Origin of the sequence: Blastococcus sp. TF02A-26 (assembly GCF_003319125.1) — a bacterium.
GTDB lineage: Bacteria > Actinomycetota > Actinomycetes > Mycobacteriales > Geodermatophilaceae > Trujillonella.
In genome coordinates this window covers 23,512-37,583 of the sequence record NZ_QOHG01000002.1, presented here as the reverse complement: position 1 = coordinate 37,583, position 14,072 = coordinate 23,512, and the positions used below count along the sequence as shown (strand labels likewise).

General features: G+C 76.1%; 15 protein-coding genes. 10 read left to right on the top strand and 5 right to left on the bottom strand.

Annotation, left to right across the window (positions count from 1 at the left end; all coding sequences use genetic code 11):
* Both DQ240_RS02270 and DQ240_RS02265 read right to left on the bottom strand, forming a co-directional pair.
* Positions 1-495: a GNAT family N-acetyltransferase gene (locus DQ240_RS02270; RefSeq protein ID WP_158548490.1), complete on the bottom strand. Its 495-nt coding sequence runs from the start codon at positions 493-495 to the stop codon at positions 1-3.
* Positions 492-1,328, bottom strand: coding sequence for an alpha/beta fold hydrolase (locus tag DQ240_RS02265; RefSeq protein ID WP_113838044.1), 837 nt, complete (start codon positions 1,326-1,328; stop codon positions 492-494). The genes DQ240_RS02270 and DQ240_RS02265 overlap by 4 nt, the downstream gene beginning before the upstream one ends.
* Positions 1,329-1,368: 40 nt before the next feature.
* Here DQ240_RS02265 and DQ240_RS02260 point away from each other — a divergent pair, with 40 nt between their 5' ends.
* From DQ240_RS02260 to nudC, 6 genes are read left to right on the top strand one after another with little or no spacing between them, the layout of a single operon-like run.
* Positions 1,369-2,781 (top strand): dipeptidase, encoded by a 1,413-nt coding sequence (locus tag DQ240_RS02260; RefSeq protein ID WP_113838043.1) that lies wholly within the window; start codon positions 1,369-1,371, stop codon positions 2,779-2,781.
* Positions 2,778-4,439, top strand: a complete 1,662-nt coding sequence (locus DQ240_RS02255) for a serine/threonine-protein kinase (RefSeq protein ID WP_199588990.1) — start codon at positions 2,778-2,780, stop codon at positions 4,437-4,439. Before DQ240_RS02260 ends, DQ240_RS02255 begins: the two co-directional genes overlap by 4 nt.
* Positions 4,440-4,456: 17 nt before the next feature.
* On the top strand, positions 4,457-5,344 hold the full coding sequence (locus DQ240_RS02250) for a DUF2510 domain-containing protein (protein WP_113838042.1): 888 nt from the start codon (positions 4,457-4,459) through the stop codon (positions 5,342-5,344).
* A gap of 32 nt (positions 5,345-5,376) precedes the next feature.
* The gene (locus tag DQ240_RS02245) at positions 5,377-6,687 is read left to right on the top strand and encodes a pitrilysin family protein (protein WP_113838041.1); all 1,311 of its coding nucleotides are present in this window, start codon (positions 5,377-5,379) and stop codon (positions 6,685-6,687) included.
* Entirely contained in the window at positions 6,684-8,063 is a 1,380-nt protein-coding gene (locus DQ240_RS02240; RefSeq protein ID WP_113838040.1) for a pitrilysin family protein, read from the top strand. Before DQ240_RS02245 ends, DQ240_RS02240 begins: the two co-directional genes overlap by 4 nt.
* Positions 8,060-9,013, top strand: a complete 954-nt coding sequence (nudC, locus tag DQ240_RS02235) for an NAD(+) diphosphatase (RefSeq protein ID WP_113838039.1) — start codon at positions 8,060-8,062, stop codon at positions 9,011-9,013. Before DQ240_RS02240 ends, nudC begins: the two co-directional genes overlap by 4 nt.
* Before the next feature lie 9 nt (positions 9,014-9,022).
* On the opposite strand, the gene DQ240_RS02230 is transcribed toward nudC, so the two are convergent.
* The 3 genes from DQ240_RS02230 to DQ240_RS02220 all read right to left on the bottom strand — a co-directional run bounded on the left by DQ240_RS02230 (position 9,023) and on the right by DQ240_RS02220 (position 10,701).
* Positions 9,023-9,643: a uridine kinase gene (locus tag DQ240_RS02230; RefSeq protein ID WP_233498427.1), complete on the bottom strand. Its 621-nt coding sequence runs from the start codon at positions 9,641-9,643 to the stop codon at positions 9,023-9,025.
* Between the two features lie 26 nt (positions 9,644-9,669).
* Positions 9,670-10,221, bottom strand: a complete 552-nt coding sequence (locus tag DQ240_RS02225) for an ANTAR domain-containing protein (RefSeq protein WP_233498426.1) — start codon at positions 10,219-10,221, stop codon at positions 9,670-9,672.
* A 216-nt stretch (positions 10,222-10,437) separates the two neighbouring features.
* The gene (locus tag DQ240_RS02220) at positions 10,438-10,701 is read right to left on the bottom strand and encodes a mycoredoxin (RefSeq protein WP_113838036.1); all 264 of its coding nucleotides are present in this window, start codon (positions 10,699-10,701) and stop codon (positions 10,438-10,440) included.
* Between the two features lie 120 nt (positions 10,702-10,821).
* Here DQ240_RS02220 and DQ240_RS02215 point away from each other — a divergent pair, with 120 nt between their 5' ends.
* From DQ240_RS02215 to DQ240_RS02200, 4 genes are all read left to right on the top strand, one after another.
* Entirely contained in the window at positions 10,822-12,816 is a 1,995-nt protein-coding gene (locus tag DQ240_RS02215; RefSeq protein WP_233498425.1) for an ATP-dependent helicase, read from the top strand.
* Between the two features lie 189 nt (positions 12,817-13,005).
* Positions 13,006-13,293 (top strand): hypothetical protein, encoded by a 288-nt coding sequence (locus tag DQ240_RS02210; RefSeq protein WP_113838035.1) that lies wholly within the window; start codon positions 13,006-13,008, stop codon positions 13,291-13,293.
* A 135-nt stretch (positions 13,294-13,428) separates the two neighbouring features.
* Positions 13,429-13,776 carry a WhiB family transcriptional regulator gene (locus tag DQ240_RS02205; protein ID WP_199588987.1) on the top strand — a complete coding sequence of 116 codons (348 nt, stop codon included), beginning with the start codon at positions 13,429-13,431 and terminating at the stop codon, positions 13,774-13,776.
* Positions 13,773-14,012: a hypothetical protein gene (locus DQ240_RS02200; RefSeq protein WP_113838034.1), complete on the top strand. Its 240-nt coding sequence runs from the start codon at positions 13,773-13,775 to the stop codon at positions 14,010-14,012. The genes DQ240_RS02205 and DQ240_RS02200 overlap by 4 nt, the downstream gene beginning before the upstream one ends.
* The last annotated feature ends 60 nt before the right edge of the window (positions 14,013-14,072 follow it).

The following is a 14,072-nucleotide window of genomic DNA, read 5'->3' as shown; positions in this document are numbered from 1 at the left end:
TCAGCCGGCGAGCGTCGCGCCGTACTGGAGGACCGGTGCTCCGTGCGGTGCGCGGAGCACCGCCTCCTCGCCGAGACCCACCTTCCCGGCCACCGCCAGGGACGCCGCGTTCTCCGCGTGGATCAGGGCGACGACGTGCCGCACCCGCAGCTCCCGCGCCCGGCCGAGCACCAGGCGCGCCGCGGCGGTCGCGGTACCCCGGCCCCAGAACCGGCGTCCGAGCCGCCAGCCGATCTCGAGCTCGCCGGTCGGACCCCACGGGTGGGCCCAGGGCTGGATCCCGGCGAAGCCGGCCACCTCGCCGTCGACCAGCACGGTGCACAGGCACAGGCCCGTCGACCCGGCCAGCTCCTGCTGACGCCGGACGAAGCCGCGGTACCAGCCCCGGTCCCGGACCTCTCCGGTGCCGACGTACCGCATCACCACCGGGTCGTCGAACAGCTCCGTCCACGCGTCGGCGTCCGCGTCGATCGGGACCCGGAGCTCGACGCTCACGTCGACGCGATGCGGTCCAGGATCGCGCGGGCGAGGGCCTCCGGCGCCTCCTCGGGGATCCAGTGGCTGACGCCGGGGATCTCCACGAAGCGGTAGTCGGCGGTCACGTACTCCGCGCAGCCCTCGGCGGCGATGCGGCCGATCGCCACGTCGCCGTCGCTCCACACGTACGTCGTCGGCACCGCGACGTCGTCCACCGGCGTCGAGGAGCTCATCGCGCGGTACCAGTTGAGCGCCGCGGTCAGCGCGCCCGGCGCCGACAGCACCGCCACGTACTCGTCGACCGCCTCCTCGGGCACCACGCCGCCGAACATCCGCCGCAGCCGGCGCGCGTCGTCGGCCAGCAGCACCTCCTCGGCCTTGCCCTCCTGCCAGAACAGCCGGATGTAGCCCGACCGCTCCTTCTGCTCGGGGTCGCTGCGGAAGGCCGCGGTGAACGCGGTCGGGTGCGGCACCGAGACCGCGGTCAGCGACCGCACGCGGTCGCCGTGCCAGGCGGCCAGCGCCCACGCGGCGTTCGCGCCCCAGTCGTGCCCGACGACGTCGGCCACCGGCGCGTCCAGCGCCGTCATCAGGTCGGCGGTCACCTGCGCGATGTTGGTCATCGCGTAGGCCTCGACCTCGGCGGGGCGGGCGCCGGGGGAGTAGCCCAGCTGGTCGACGGCGTAGGTGCGCAGCCCGGCCGAGGTGAGCAGCGGCGTCACCGCGGCCCAGGACAGCGACGTCTCCGGGAAGCCGTGCAGCAGCAGCACCGGCCGGCCGTCCTCGGGGCCGTCGGCCCGCACGTCGAAGGTGAGGTCGCCGACGTCCACGCGCTCCAGGCTGGCGGTCATGGGGGCACGCTAGCCGGGCGCCCCCGTTACCGTCGTCGGCGTGACGAGCCCCGAACGTGCGTTCGTGCACGCCCACCTCGACGAGCTGCACGCCGACCTCGAGGCGTGGCTGCGCATCCCCTCGATCTCCGCCGACCCCGCGCACGCCGACGACGTCGTCCGCAGCGCCGAGTGGCTCGCCGACGCGCTGCGGCGCACCGGCTTCCCGACCGTGGAGATCTGGCCGACCCCGGGCGCCCCGGCCGTCTACGCCGAGTGGCCCTCGGCCGACGCCGGCGCACCGGTCGCGCTCGTCTACGGCCACCACGACGTGCAGCCGGTCGACCCGGTCGAGCTCTGGGAGCACCCGCCGTTCGAGCCGACCGTCGTCGAGGCGGCCGACGGGCCGGAGCTGCACGCCCGCGGCGCCATCGACGACAAGGGCAACGTCGCCTTCCACCTCCTCGGCCTGCGCGCCCACCTCGCCGCCACCGGCCGCGACACCCCCGCCGTCACCGTCAAGCTGCTGGTCGAGGGCGAGGAGGAGTCCGGCTCCCCGCACTTCGCCGACCTGCTGCGCGAGCGCGCCGACCGGCTGGCCTGCGACGTCGTCGTCGTCAGCGACACCGGGATGGTCGCCCCCGACGTGCCCAGCGCCGTCGTCGGCATGCGCGGCCTGGCCGACGCCGAGATCACCCTCCGCGGTCCGGCCGTCGACCTCCACTCCGGCTCCTTCGGTGGAGGCGTGCCCAACCCGCTGCACGCGATGGCGGAGCTGATCGCCGCGCTGCACGACGAGCAGGGCCGGGTCACGCTGCCCGGCTTCTACGACGCCGTCCGCCCGCTGTCGGACCGCGAGCGCGAGCTCATGTCCCGGGTGCCCTTCGACGAGCACGCCTGGCTGGCCGGGCCGGCGGCCTCCCGTGCGACGGCCGGCGAGGCCGGCTTCAGCACCCTGGAGCGGATCGGCGCCCGGCCGACCGCCGAGGTCAACGGCATGTGGGGCGGCTACACCGGCCCCGGCCACAAGACGATCATCCCGGCGGAGGCGCACGCCAAGCTGACCTTCCGGCTGGTCGCCGACCAGCGCCCGGAGGACGTCGCCGCGCAGGTCCGCGCCTGGGTCGACCGGCACCTGCCCGAGGGCATCGTCGCCGAGGTGCACACCCCGCCCGGCGGGGTCTCGCCGTGCGCCAGCGACCTGGACTCCCCGGCCATGTCGGCACTGCTGGCCGCCATCGGGCAGGCGTTCGACCGGGACCCGGCCGACGTGCTGTTCACGCGTGAGGGCGGCAGCGGCCCGGAGGCCGACCTGGTCGACGTGTTGGGCGCCCCGTTGCTGTTCCTCGGCGCCGGCCTGCCGACCGACCGCATCCACTCGCCGAACGAGCGCGTCCTGCTGCCGATGCTGTACCGGGGCGCCGAGGCGGCGGCACACCTCTGGCGCGAGCTCGCCACGGTGCCGCGCCGGTGAGCACCCCGCACGAGCACGGCCCCTCGCAGGGGCCCGCCGCGAGCTCGCGAGGGGCGGGAGGCGAGGGGTCCTTCCACTTCGGCCCCTACCGGGTCCTCGGCGTGCTCGGCCGCGGCGGCATGGGCCAGGTGCTCCGGGCGCACGACGCCGAGCACCAGCGCGACGTCGCGCTCAAGCTGCTGCCCGGCGAGCTGGCCGCCGACGAGAACTACCGCGAGCGGTTCCGCCGCGAGGCGCAGATCGCCGCCCGGCTCAACGAACCGCACGTCGTCCCGATCCACCGCTACGGCGAGATCGACGGTCAGCTGTTCCTCGACATGCGGCTCGTCGAGGGCGAGGACCTCGCCTCCCTGCTCGCCCGCTCCGGTCCGCTGGTGCCGGCCCGTGCCGTGGACCTCGTCGGCCAGGTCGCCCGGGCACTGGACGCCGCCCACGCCGGCGGCCTGGTGCACCGCGACGTGAAGCCCTCCAACGTGCTGCTCGTCGCGCGGGCCGACGGCCGGGACCTCGCGAGCTCCGCGCCCGGGGAGGACTTCGCCTACCTCGCCGACTTCGGCATCGCCCGGGCCGCCGCGGACGAGGGCACCGGACCGGCCCTCACCGGCACCGGGCTGGCCATCGGCAGCACCGAGTACATGGCGCCGGAGCGCTTCAGCGGCTCTCCGCTGGACGGCCGCGCGGACGTCTACTCGCTGGCCTGCCTGCTGTTCGAGCTGCTCACCGGGCGTCGCCCCTTCGCCCCCGGCGACCCCGTGGGCCTGATGTACGCGCACCTCAACGAGCAGCCGCCGGCCCCGTCGGTGGTCCGGCCGGGCCTGCCGCCGGCCCTCGACGCCGTCGTGCTGCGCGGCCTGGCCAAGGACCGCGAGCAGCGCTGGCAGTCCGCGGGCGCCCTGGCTGCCGCGGCCCGCCAGGCGCTCGCCGGCAGCGGGGTGCCGGTCCCGCAGCCGGACGGGAACCGCACCGCCGTCGCCCCGCTCGCCTGGGACGGCGACCGGCCGGCCACCCGCCAGCAGCTCGGAGCCGGCGCACCGCCCACCGTGGTGGGCGCTGTCGCCCCGGGCGCGCCCGCTCCGCGCAGGAGGCGGCTGCCGTGGGTGCTGGTCGCCCTCCTGACCGTGGCCACGCTGGCGCTCGCCGTCGTCGCCGTCGTCCTGGCTCAGCGGGCGGACTCGGCCGACGACGGCGTGACGGCCGTCTCCGACCGGCTGCTCGCCCTGGCGCTGCCCGGTGAGCTCGCTCCCGAGGACTGCACGACGCAGGAGCCGTCCGGCGGCGAGCTGCGCCGGCTCTCCTGCCCGGACGGCTCGCCGGACGCGGCCCTGCCGGCCGGCACGTACACGGTGGTCGAGGACGACGCGGCGGGGGAGAGGCTGGCCGCGACGATCGACCGCCTGGGTCTGCCCGAGTTCGAGTCGAGCCTGTCCCAGTGCGGGTCGGAGGACACTCCCGACGGGTACGAGGTGGTGAGCGACTTCGAGGGGACCGTCTACGGCACCGTCGCCTGCTACGTCGACGAGGCGAGCAACGACGCGGTGCTCGTGTGGGCGTGGGACGACCTGGGCATCCGCGGCGAGGTCTCCGTGCCGGGCGGCGACGTGGACGACCTCGGCGACTTCGCCAGCTGGTGGGCGAACAACGCCGACCGGGGGATCTGATCTCCTACCCTGAGCGCGTGACCGGACCTGGCGAGCCCTCCGCGCCCGCGGGCTGGTACCCCGACCCCGACGGCACCCCCGGCATGGTCCGCTGGTGGAACGGCCTGTCCTGGTCCGACGTCACGACCCCCGCCGGTCCCGGGGTCGCGGTGCAGGCGGCGGCCGGTGCCGCGCCCACCCTCGCCCCGGCCCGGCCGGTCACCCACCAGCCGGTCGGCGCCCCGCCGCCCCGGCGCGGTCGCCTCGCGTGGGGGATCGGGCTGGGCGTGCTCGCGGTGGTGCTCGTCGTCGTCCTCGGGCTGCTGGTCGGCAAGGGCGGTGGCGGGGACCCGGGCGAGGCGGCGGGGCCGAGCGGCGGCCCGGCGGGGCCGTCGGGCAACGCCTTCCCGCCCGGCACGGTGCGGATCGTCGACGAGGCCGCGGGGATCGCCTACCCCTACCTCGGTGACGGCTGGTCGGAGTGGGACCTGCTCCCGATGATCGAGACCACCGAGACCGCCGGCCAGTACTTCGTCACTCAGGACCAGACGCCCGACGGCGTCTTCATCGCGCAGTGCACGTCGGGCCCGCTGGCGCCGGAGTTCGGCTACGCCGGGCCGGGCAGCCTCCAGGCCACGGTGCAGCAGGTGGCGGACCGCGCGCGGACCAACTACTACCCGGCGCCCAACCAGCAGGAGGTGCTGCGGGACGAGGCCCTCACCGTCGACGGCGCCCCCGCGCACCTGATCGAGTTCCGGCTCACCTGGGAGGTGCCGGGCTACGACGCCAGCGGCGAGCGCGCCGCGCTGCTGCTGGTCGACGTCGGTCGTGCCCAGCCCGCGCTGCTCTACCTCTCGATCCCGAACACCCACGCCGAGCTGTACGGCGTCATCGACCAGGTCGTGGCCTCGGTCGACGTGCTCTGACGCGCCGCGATCATCGCGGTTAGGGTCGGGTCGTGACAGCAGCTGGGGCCGACCTGACCATCCGGCACCCGGTGGAGCGCTTCCGCCTGGACAACGGCCTGCGGGTCGTCCTGGCGCCCGACCGCAGCGTGCCGGTCGTGGCCGTGACCGTCTTCTACGACGTCGGCATGCGCAACGAGCCCGAGGGCCGCACCGGATTCGCCCACCTCTTCGAGCACCTGATGTTCCAGGGCTCGGCGCACGTCCCGAAGATGGAGCACGCCCGGCTGGTCCAGGCCGCCGGCGGCACCTTCAACGGGTCGACGCACCAGGACTACACGAACTACTACGAGGCGCTCCCCGCCGAGGCGCTCGAGCGGGCCCTGTTCCTCGAGGCCGACCGCATGGCCGCCCCGGCGATCACCGCCGAGAACCTCCGCAACCAGATCGACGTGGTCAAGGAGGAGATCCGGGTCAACGTGCTCAACCGGCCCTACGGCGCCTTCCCCTGGCTGCAGCTGCCGCCGGTGGCCTTCGAGAGCTTCGCCAACACCCACGACGGCTACGGCTCGTTCGTGGATCTGGAGTCCTCCACCGTCGACGACGCCGCGGACTTCTTCCACAAGTACTACGCGCCGGGCAACGCGGTGCTGTGCGTCGGCGGCGACCTCGACGTCGCCGAGACCGAGCGGCTGGTGCGCCGCTGGTTCGGCGCCGTCGACGCCCGCGACGTGCCGGCCACCCCGGCGACGGGGGAGCCCTCGCCGACCGCGGTCCGCTCCGCCGTCGTCGAGGACCGCCTCGCGCCCGCGCCCGCGGTCGCGCTCGGCTGGCGGGTGCCCGACCCGGTCGGCGACCTCGACACCTACCTCGGCACCGTGCTGCTCGCCGAGCTGCTGAGCGAGGGCGACGCCTCCCGGCTGGAGCGCCGGCTGGTCCACGACGAGTCGCTCGCCGTCGCCCAGAGCAGCTACGTCGGGCTGTTCGGCGACCCGTTCGACGTCCGCGACGCCACGCTGCTCACCACCCAGGTGCACCACCCGGCCGCCGTCCCGGTGGACGCCGTCGTCGGCGCGGTGCACGAGGAGATCGCCACGGTGGCCCGGCAGGGCGTCGAGGTCGAGGAGCTCGCCCGCGTGCAGGCCCGGGCCGAGGCGCAGCTGCTGCGCCAGGCCGACAGCGTCCTGGGCCGCACCCTGGAGTTCGCGGCCTCGGAGCTGATCCACGGCCGTGCCGAACTCGCCGGCGAGTTCGCCGCGCGCCTGGCCGCAGTCACCCCCGACCAGGTGCAGACCGCCGCCCGCGGGCTCGATCCGGGCACCGTCGCCGTCCTCGAGCTCCAGGCCACGGGAGGCAAGCGATGAGTGCACCGGTGCTCGACCTCGACCTGGTCCCGCCGCTGGGGGAGCCGCGCCCGCAGCCGGAGCTGGCGGTCACCGAGCAGACCCTGCCCAACGGGCTCCGCGTGGTCGTCGTCCCCCGGCCGGGCGTGCCCCTGGTGGAGCTGCGCCTGCGGGTGCCCTTCGCCGCCGGGACGGCGCGCGCCGCGGCCCAGCACGGCGCCCGGGCCTCGGTGCTCGCCGGCGCCGTCCTCCTCGGCACCGAGCAGCACGACCAGACCGAGATCGCCCAGCTGGTGCAGGCCCACGGCGGCGAGCTCGCGGTCTCCACCGACCCCGACCGGGTGCTGTTCTCCACCACCCTGCCCACCGACGGGCTGGCACCGGTCCTCGGCGTCCTCGCGGAGCTGCTCACCTCGGCGACCTACCCGAACGCCCAGGTCGAGGCCGAGCGCGCCCGTGTCGCCGAGCGGATCGCCATCGCCCGGTCGCAGCCCGGCGTCATCGCCCGCACCGCGCTGGCCGAGCGGCGCTACGGCGCGCACCCGTACGCCCTGCAGCTGCCGGCCGCCGAGCAGGTGGCGCTGGTCCGGGCCACCGCGCTGCGCAAGCTGCACCGCGACCGGATCGTCCCGGCCGGCAGCACGCTCGTCCTCGTCGGTGACGTCGACCCCGCCGGGGCCGTCGACGCCGCCGCCGCCGCGCTCGCCGGCTGGACCGGAGAGGGCAGCGCCGTGGTCGCGCCGCCGGTGGCCGAGCAGCGGGTCCCCGAGCTGCAGGTGGTCGACCGGCCCGGCGCGGTGCAGTCCAACCTGCGCCTCGGCGGGCCGGCTCCGCGCCGCACCGACGCCGACCTGCCCGCCGTCCGGTTGGCCAACATGGTCTTCGGCGGCTACTTCTCCTCGCGTCTGGTGGAGAACATCCGCGAGCGGCGCGGCTACACCTACAGCCCGCGCAGCTCCGTCGACCACCTCGCCGCGGCCTCGTCCTTCGTCGTCGAGGCCGACGTCGCCACCGAGGTCACCGGGCCGGCCCTGCTCGAGACGCTCTACGAGCTGGGCCGGATGGCGCTGCTGCCGGTGACCGAGGCGGAGCTCGACGGCGCCCGCCGCTACGTGCTCGGGTCCATGGCGCTGTCCACGGCCACGCACGCCGGCCTGGCCAGCACGCTCTCCGCCCTCATCGGGGCGGGCCTGGAACCGGGTTGGCTGGCCGAGCACCAGCGGGCGCTGGCCGCCGTCACCGTCGACGAGGTGCAGGAGGCCGCCCGCCGGTACCTGGCGCCGGACGCGCTGACCGCGGTCGTCGTCGGCGACGCCGGGCAGATCGCCGAGCCGCTGCGGGCCCTGGGGCCGGTCGTGGTCAGCGAGACGGTGGAGCAGACGACGGGCGAGGCGTGAGCGTCCCGGACGGCGGGAGCACCCCGGCGGACAACCCCCCGCGGGACGCCTGGGGCGACGACGACCGCGCGACCACCGGCCTCGTGCCGGTCCTGTCGCGCTCCGCGCACGACCGCGCGCACCTGGCCCGCTCGCTGCCCGGTCCCACCGGCGGCCGGCCCGTCCGGGTGCTGACGGTCGACCCGCGCGGCACCGTCCCGGTGAGCCGCGGGTCCGGGAGCCCCCGGCTGGTGTGGGACGAGCAAGCCGCCCTGCCGACGGGTGCCGTCTACCTCGGCGAGGCCGACGACGTCCCCTACGCCGCCGTGCGCGGTGAGCGGGCATTGACGGTCAACGGGCGGGACGTCGACGGCTGGCACGACCTGCGCGAGCTCGGCGCCGACCTCGACGACCTCGAGGCGGGGCTCCTCGCGCAGGCCATCGGCATCCTCGAGTGGCACGCCCGCGCCCGGTTCAGCCCGCTGTCCGGCGCCGCCACCACCATCGAGAAGGCCGGCTGGGTGCAGCGCGACCCGGTCACCGGCGCCGAGCTGTTCCCGCGCACCGACCCGGCCGTGATCATGCTCGTGCACGACGGCGGCGACCGCTGCGTGCTGGGCCGCCAGGCCGTGTGGCCGCCGGGGCGGTTCTCGGTCCTGGCCGGGTTCGTCGAGCCGGGGGAGTCCGCCGAGGGTGCGGTGGCCCGGGAGGTGTTCGAGGAGGTCGGCGTGCAGGTGACCGACGTCCGCTACGTCACCAGCCAGCCCTGGCCGTTCCCGCAGTCGCTGATGCTGGGCTTCACCGCCCGTGTGGAGGGCGACCAGGCGCTGCGGCTGGACCCGACCGAGATCGAGGAGGCCCGCTGGTTCTCCCGCGACGAGCTGCGCTCGGGGGAGGGTCCGCAGATCCTGCCGCCGCCGGTGTCGATCGCGCGGAACCTCATCGACCGCTGGGTCGCCGGCGAGCTGTGACGGCGTCCCCTAGGTGAACCGCCCCTGCAGGACCAGCGCCGGGTGGTCGGGGGAGTCGGCCAGCACCACCGCGTCGGCCAGGCCGGCGGGGTCGACCTCGTCGTCGTACCGGTCGTAGGCAGGCAGCTGCCACGCGTCCTCGGCCGGGGTCCGGCGGCGGCGTGCCGCCGGGGCGACGCGGAGGTGGACGACGGCGTCGAAGGCCAGCCCCATGCCCTGCAGGAAGGCGCCCGGCACCAGCAGCGCCCCGCCTCCCGGCAGCGGACGGCGCGGCACCCGGGCGGCCCGGTTGCGGGCGAGGTCCCACAGCACCGGCAGGTACTCGCCGCTCCCGCCGGGGCCGAGCGGGTCCAGCACCTCGCGGGCCAGGGCGCCGGCGTCGAGCCAGTCGGTGTACCGGGCGTCGGGGTCGGTGCGGCCGTGCTCCAGCCGCAGCGACGCGGGCCGGAAGAAGCCCTCGGCGGGCACGACCACGGCCGGCCGGCCGAGCACGGGGAGCCGCTCGGCCACCGCGCCCGCCAGTCCGCCCGGGTCGGCGACGTCGGGGCCGTCGACGGCGACGCGCAGGGCCGTCGCGCCGGGCTCCGCCGGGAGCGCGGCGAGCAGCCCGGCCAGCCGGTCGGCCAGCACGTCGGGCCCGAGCGGTTCGGGGCGGGTCAGGAGCGGTCGTCCCCTGTCACCACGGCGCCCGCACGGCTGCGGGACCGGCGGCTGCCGGGCATCCGCGGGGCGGGCGGCAGCGGCACCTCGGCTGCCGCGACGGGCTCCGGGGACGGCGCGACGGCGGTCAGCGGGACCACCGGACGCTCGTCGAGCGGCTGCAGGACGGCGCGGGCGAGCTCGTGCACGGGCCGCCCGGTGCTGCGGGCCTCGCCGCGCAGCAGCTCGAACGCCGAGCGCGGGGTGGTGCCGTGCCGCTCGGCGAGGACGCCGATCGCGCGCTCCGTGGAGACGCGGGCGGCGAGGGCGTGCTCCAGCTGGGCGACCGTGCGCTCCAGCGTGGCCACCCGCGCGTCCCGCGGGTCGACGTCGCCGCCGGCGTCCACCGCCGCCGGACCGCGGGCGGCGCGGCGGGTGGTCCGGTCCGGCTCGGGCGTCGACCCGGTGGCCTCGGCCAGCAGGTCGGCGAGCGACAGCCCCTCGAGGAGGTCGTGCACGTCCGTGACCGACCCGGGCGCGACCACGGACCAGCCGCGGGCGGTGCGCACGACCGTCACCCCCGGGGGACCAGCGGTCCCCGGGCAGCAGCCGGGAGCACCGTGCGGGTGCTCGGGGGTGCTCACGTCTTCGACCTCCGAGGAGAACCGGCCGTTCCCGGGTGCGGGCCGCCCGGTGCGGTCCGTCGGTCCCCGATCATGCCCCGTGCGGGGGCGTTGCCGGGAGATGCCGACGGGTACGTGCCGCGGCGGCCCGCCGGCCGCGGCTCAGGCGCCGGGCAGCTGCGCCAGCTGGGCCTTGACCTGGTCCAGGCTCGGGTTGGTCAGCGCCACACCGTCGGCGAAGACCAGGGTCGGCACCGTCCGGTTGCCGCCGTTGGCCGCCATGACGACGTCCGCGGCGCCCTCGGTCACCTCGATGTCGACCTCGACGAACTCGATGCCCTCGCGCTGCATCAGCTTCTTCAGCCGGTTGCAGTAGCCGCACCAGGTGGTGGTGTACATCGTCACGGCGGCGGTCGCGGCGCTCATCGAGGGGTCCTCCCAGTGCTGTGGTTCGGGTCCGGGACGGTTCCGCTGTCCCGACCGGGCAACACCACGGGCCCGGGGATGCTTCCCCGGACCGTCGGTGCCGACTGGGAGTATCGGGGGGTGAGCGCGGGAGAGCGGGGCGGCGAGGCGGTCCTCGCCGGACTGGACGACGAGCAGCGGGCCGCGGCCTCGGCGGTGAGCGGTCCGGTCTGCATCCTCGCCGGTGCGGGCACCGGCAAGACCCGGACCATCACCCACCGCATCGCCTACGGCGTGCACGTCGGCGCCTTCGCTCCCGAGACGGTCCTGGCGGTCACGTTCACCGCGCGGGCGGCGGGGGAGCTGCGCACCCGGCTGGCGTCCCTCGGGGTCGGCGGCGTGCAGGCGCGGACCTTCCACGCCGCGGCGATGCGGCAGCTGCGCTACTTCGCGCCGCAGGTGCTCGGCGGCCCCATGCCGCCGCTGATCGAGAACAAGCTGCGGGTGGTCGGGAACGCCGCGGCCCGCGCGCGGCTCACCACCGACCGGACGAGCCTGCGCGACCTCGCCAGCGAGATCGAGTGGGCCAAGACGACGCTGGCGACGCCCGAGGACTACCCGGCCAGGGCGAAGGCCGCCGGCCGGGAACCGCCGTTCGAGGCCGCCGCCGTGGCGCAGGTCTACGCCTCCTACGAGGCGGCCAAGCAGCGCGACGGCGCGCTGGACTTCGAGGACCTGCTGCTGGTCACGGCCTACGCGCTGGAGGAGCACCCGCAGGTCTCCCGCCAGATCCGCGCCCAGTACCGGCACTTCGTCGTCGACGAGTACCAGGACGTCAACCCGCTCCAGCAGCGGCTGCTCGACGCCTGGCTCGGCGGCCGGGCCGACGTCTGCGTCGTCGGCGACCCGAACCAGACCATCTACTCGTTCACCGGGGCCGACCCGGACTACCTGCTGGGCTTCGCCGACCGCTATCCCGACGCCGAGGTCGTGAAGCTGGAGCGGGACTACCGCTCCACGCCCCAGGTGGTCGGGCTGGCGAACAAGCTCATCGGGCAGGCCCCCAGGCGCAAGGGCCTGCCCGGCCTGCGGCTGCTCGGCCAGCGCGCCGAGGGCCCGGCCCCGCGCTTCGCCGAGCACCCCGACGAGCCGGCCGAGGCCAAGGCGGTCGCGGCGGCGTGCCGGGAGCTGGTCGACGCCGGCACCCCCGCCGCCGAGATCGCGATCCTCTTCCGGATCAACGCGCAGTCCGAGGTGTACGAGAACGCGCTGACCGACGTCGGGGTGCCGTACGTCCTCAAGGGCGGCGAGCGCTTCTTCGAGCGTCCCGAGGTGCGCGAGGCGGTCCTGCTGCTGCGCGGCGCGGCGGCCGGCGGCAGCGAGCCCGGCGCGCTCGTGCCCACCGTCCGCGACGTGCTGGCCTCCACCGGCTGGGTGGAGCACCGGCCACCGGCCGGCGGCGCGGCGCGGGACCGCTGGCAGTCGCTGTCGGCGCTGGTCGACCTCGCCGTCGACCTCGTCGCCGAGACCCCCTCGCTGGACCTGCCCGGCTTCGTCGCGCACCTCGCCCAGCGGGCCGACGCCCAGCACGCGCCGACCGTCCAGGGCGTCACCCTCGCGTCGATGCACGCCGCCAAGGGCCTGGAGTGGGACGCCGTGTTCGTCGTCGGCCTGGTCGACGGCGTGGTGCCGATCGCCCAGTCGCTGGCCCGGCCCGACGCCGTCGAGGAGGAGCGCCGGCTGCTCTACGTCGCGGTCACCCGGGCGCGCGAGCAGCTGACGCTCTCGTGGTCGCTGGCCCGCAACCCCGGCGCCCGGCGCAGCCGCCCGCGCAGCCGGTTCCTCGACGGGCTGGCGCCGGACTCCGCCGCGGCGGTCCCGGTGCGCAAGCAGAAGAAGGCGAAGGTCGTCCTGGACGGCGAGGCGGGGGAGCTGTTCGAGCGGCTGCGCGCCTGGCGCAGCACCGCGGCCCAGGCCGCGTCCGTGCCGGCCTACGTCGTCTTCAACGACTCCACGCTGCAGGCGATCGCCGAGACCCGGCCGACGACACTGCGCGAGCTGGGAGGCCTGCCCGGCATCGGCGCCAAGAAGCTCGAGCTCTACGGCGAGGACGTGCTGGCGACGCTCAGCTCTTGAGGATGTGCGCCGGGTCACGGCAGGTCGACCCGTCGCGACCGGGCCACGCCCTCGGGGGACGTCGTCGTTAATTGCGTTGACCCTCCTCCGACGCGCCCCCTACTGTCCTGATCGCGCCCGGGGACGACCTCGGGCCGCACCAACTCCGGTGCCGCCGACCACGGCCGCACCGCGTCCCCGGGAGGAGGGGTGGCACTGGTGATCGACATGACCTGGACGGCCACCCCGGCTCCGATCGCCGGGGTCATCGCCACGTGCCCGGCCGGTCTCAGCGCCTTCGCGGCCGTCGCGACGGCCACCGCTGCCGCACCGGCTCCGTTCGCCGGCACCCGTGTGCCCGCCGTCCGCCTGCGCGCCCTGACCGGCGGCACGCCGTTCGGCGCCGGCACGGCCACCGATGAGCTCCACGCGTACGAGCAGTCCACCAAGAACGACCCCTCCGTCGGGATCCACTCCCCGGGCAGGCCGCTGAGCTAGCGCTCACCGGACCTCCTCGAGGCCGCGGACCCGAACCCCGGGATCCGCGGCCTTCGTCATTCCTGCGGCACCCGGCCCCACCACACGGTCGGCGGAACCGCCGGCCGGAGACGACGACAACGAGGAGGAGCGGCAGTGCAGTCGACCCTGACCCGCCCGGTGTCCCACCGCCGTCCCGGCGCCCCCCGGACCGGTGGCGCCACCACCCCGCGTCGGCCGCAGGCGCCCGTCACCCCCGCGCCGGTGCGGCGTCCGCTGCCGTGCCGCGAGGAGGACCGCGACCTGTGGTTCGCCGAGCGGCCCGAGCAGCTGGAGCAGGCGAAGGCCTTCTGCGCCGACTGCCCGGTGCGCGAGGCGTGCCTGGCCGGCGCCCTGGCCCGCGCCGAGCCGTGGGGGGTGTGGGGCGGCGAGATCTTCGAGCGCGGCGCCGTCATCGCCCGCAAGCGGCCCCGGGGACGTCCCCGGAAGGTCGTCGCGGCGTGAACGACACCACCCGACCACCACCCCGGCCGACCCTGTCCAGGGCGGTCGCCCTCCGGAACGAGGCGATCCAGATGTACGGCTACGAGTACGACCTGGCCTGCGACCGGCTGGCGGAGCTGCGGCACCAGGCCGACACGGCCACGCGGCTGCGCCGGCTGCGCGCCGCCCGGCGCTGGGCCCGCCGCGCGGAGCACGCGCGGCTGCGCGCGGCCCGCGCCAGCGCCGCCGTCCGCTGACGGCCACCGGCCGGACGCCACTCGACGGCCCGTCGAGTGGCGTCCGGCCGCCGGATAGCC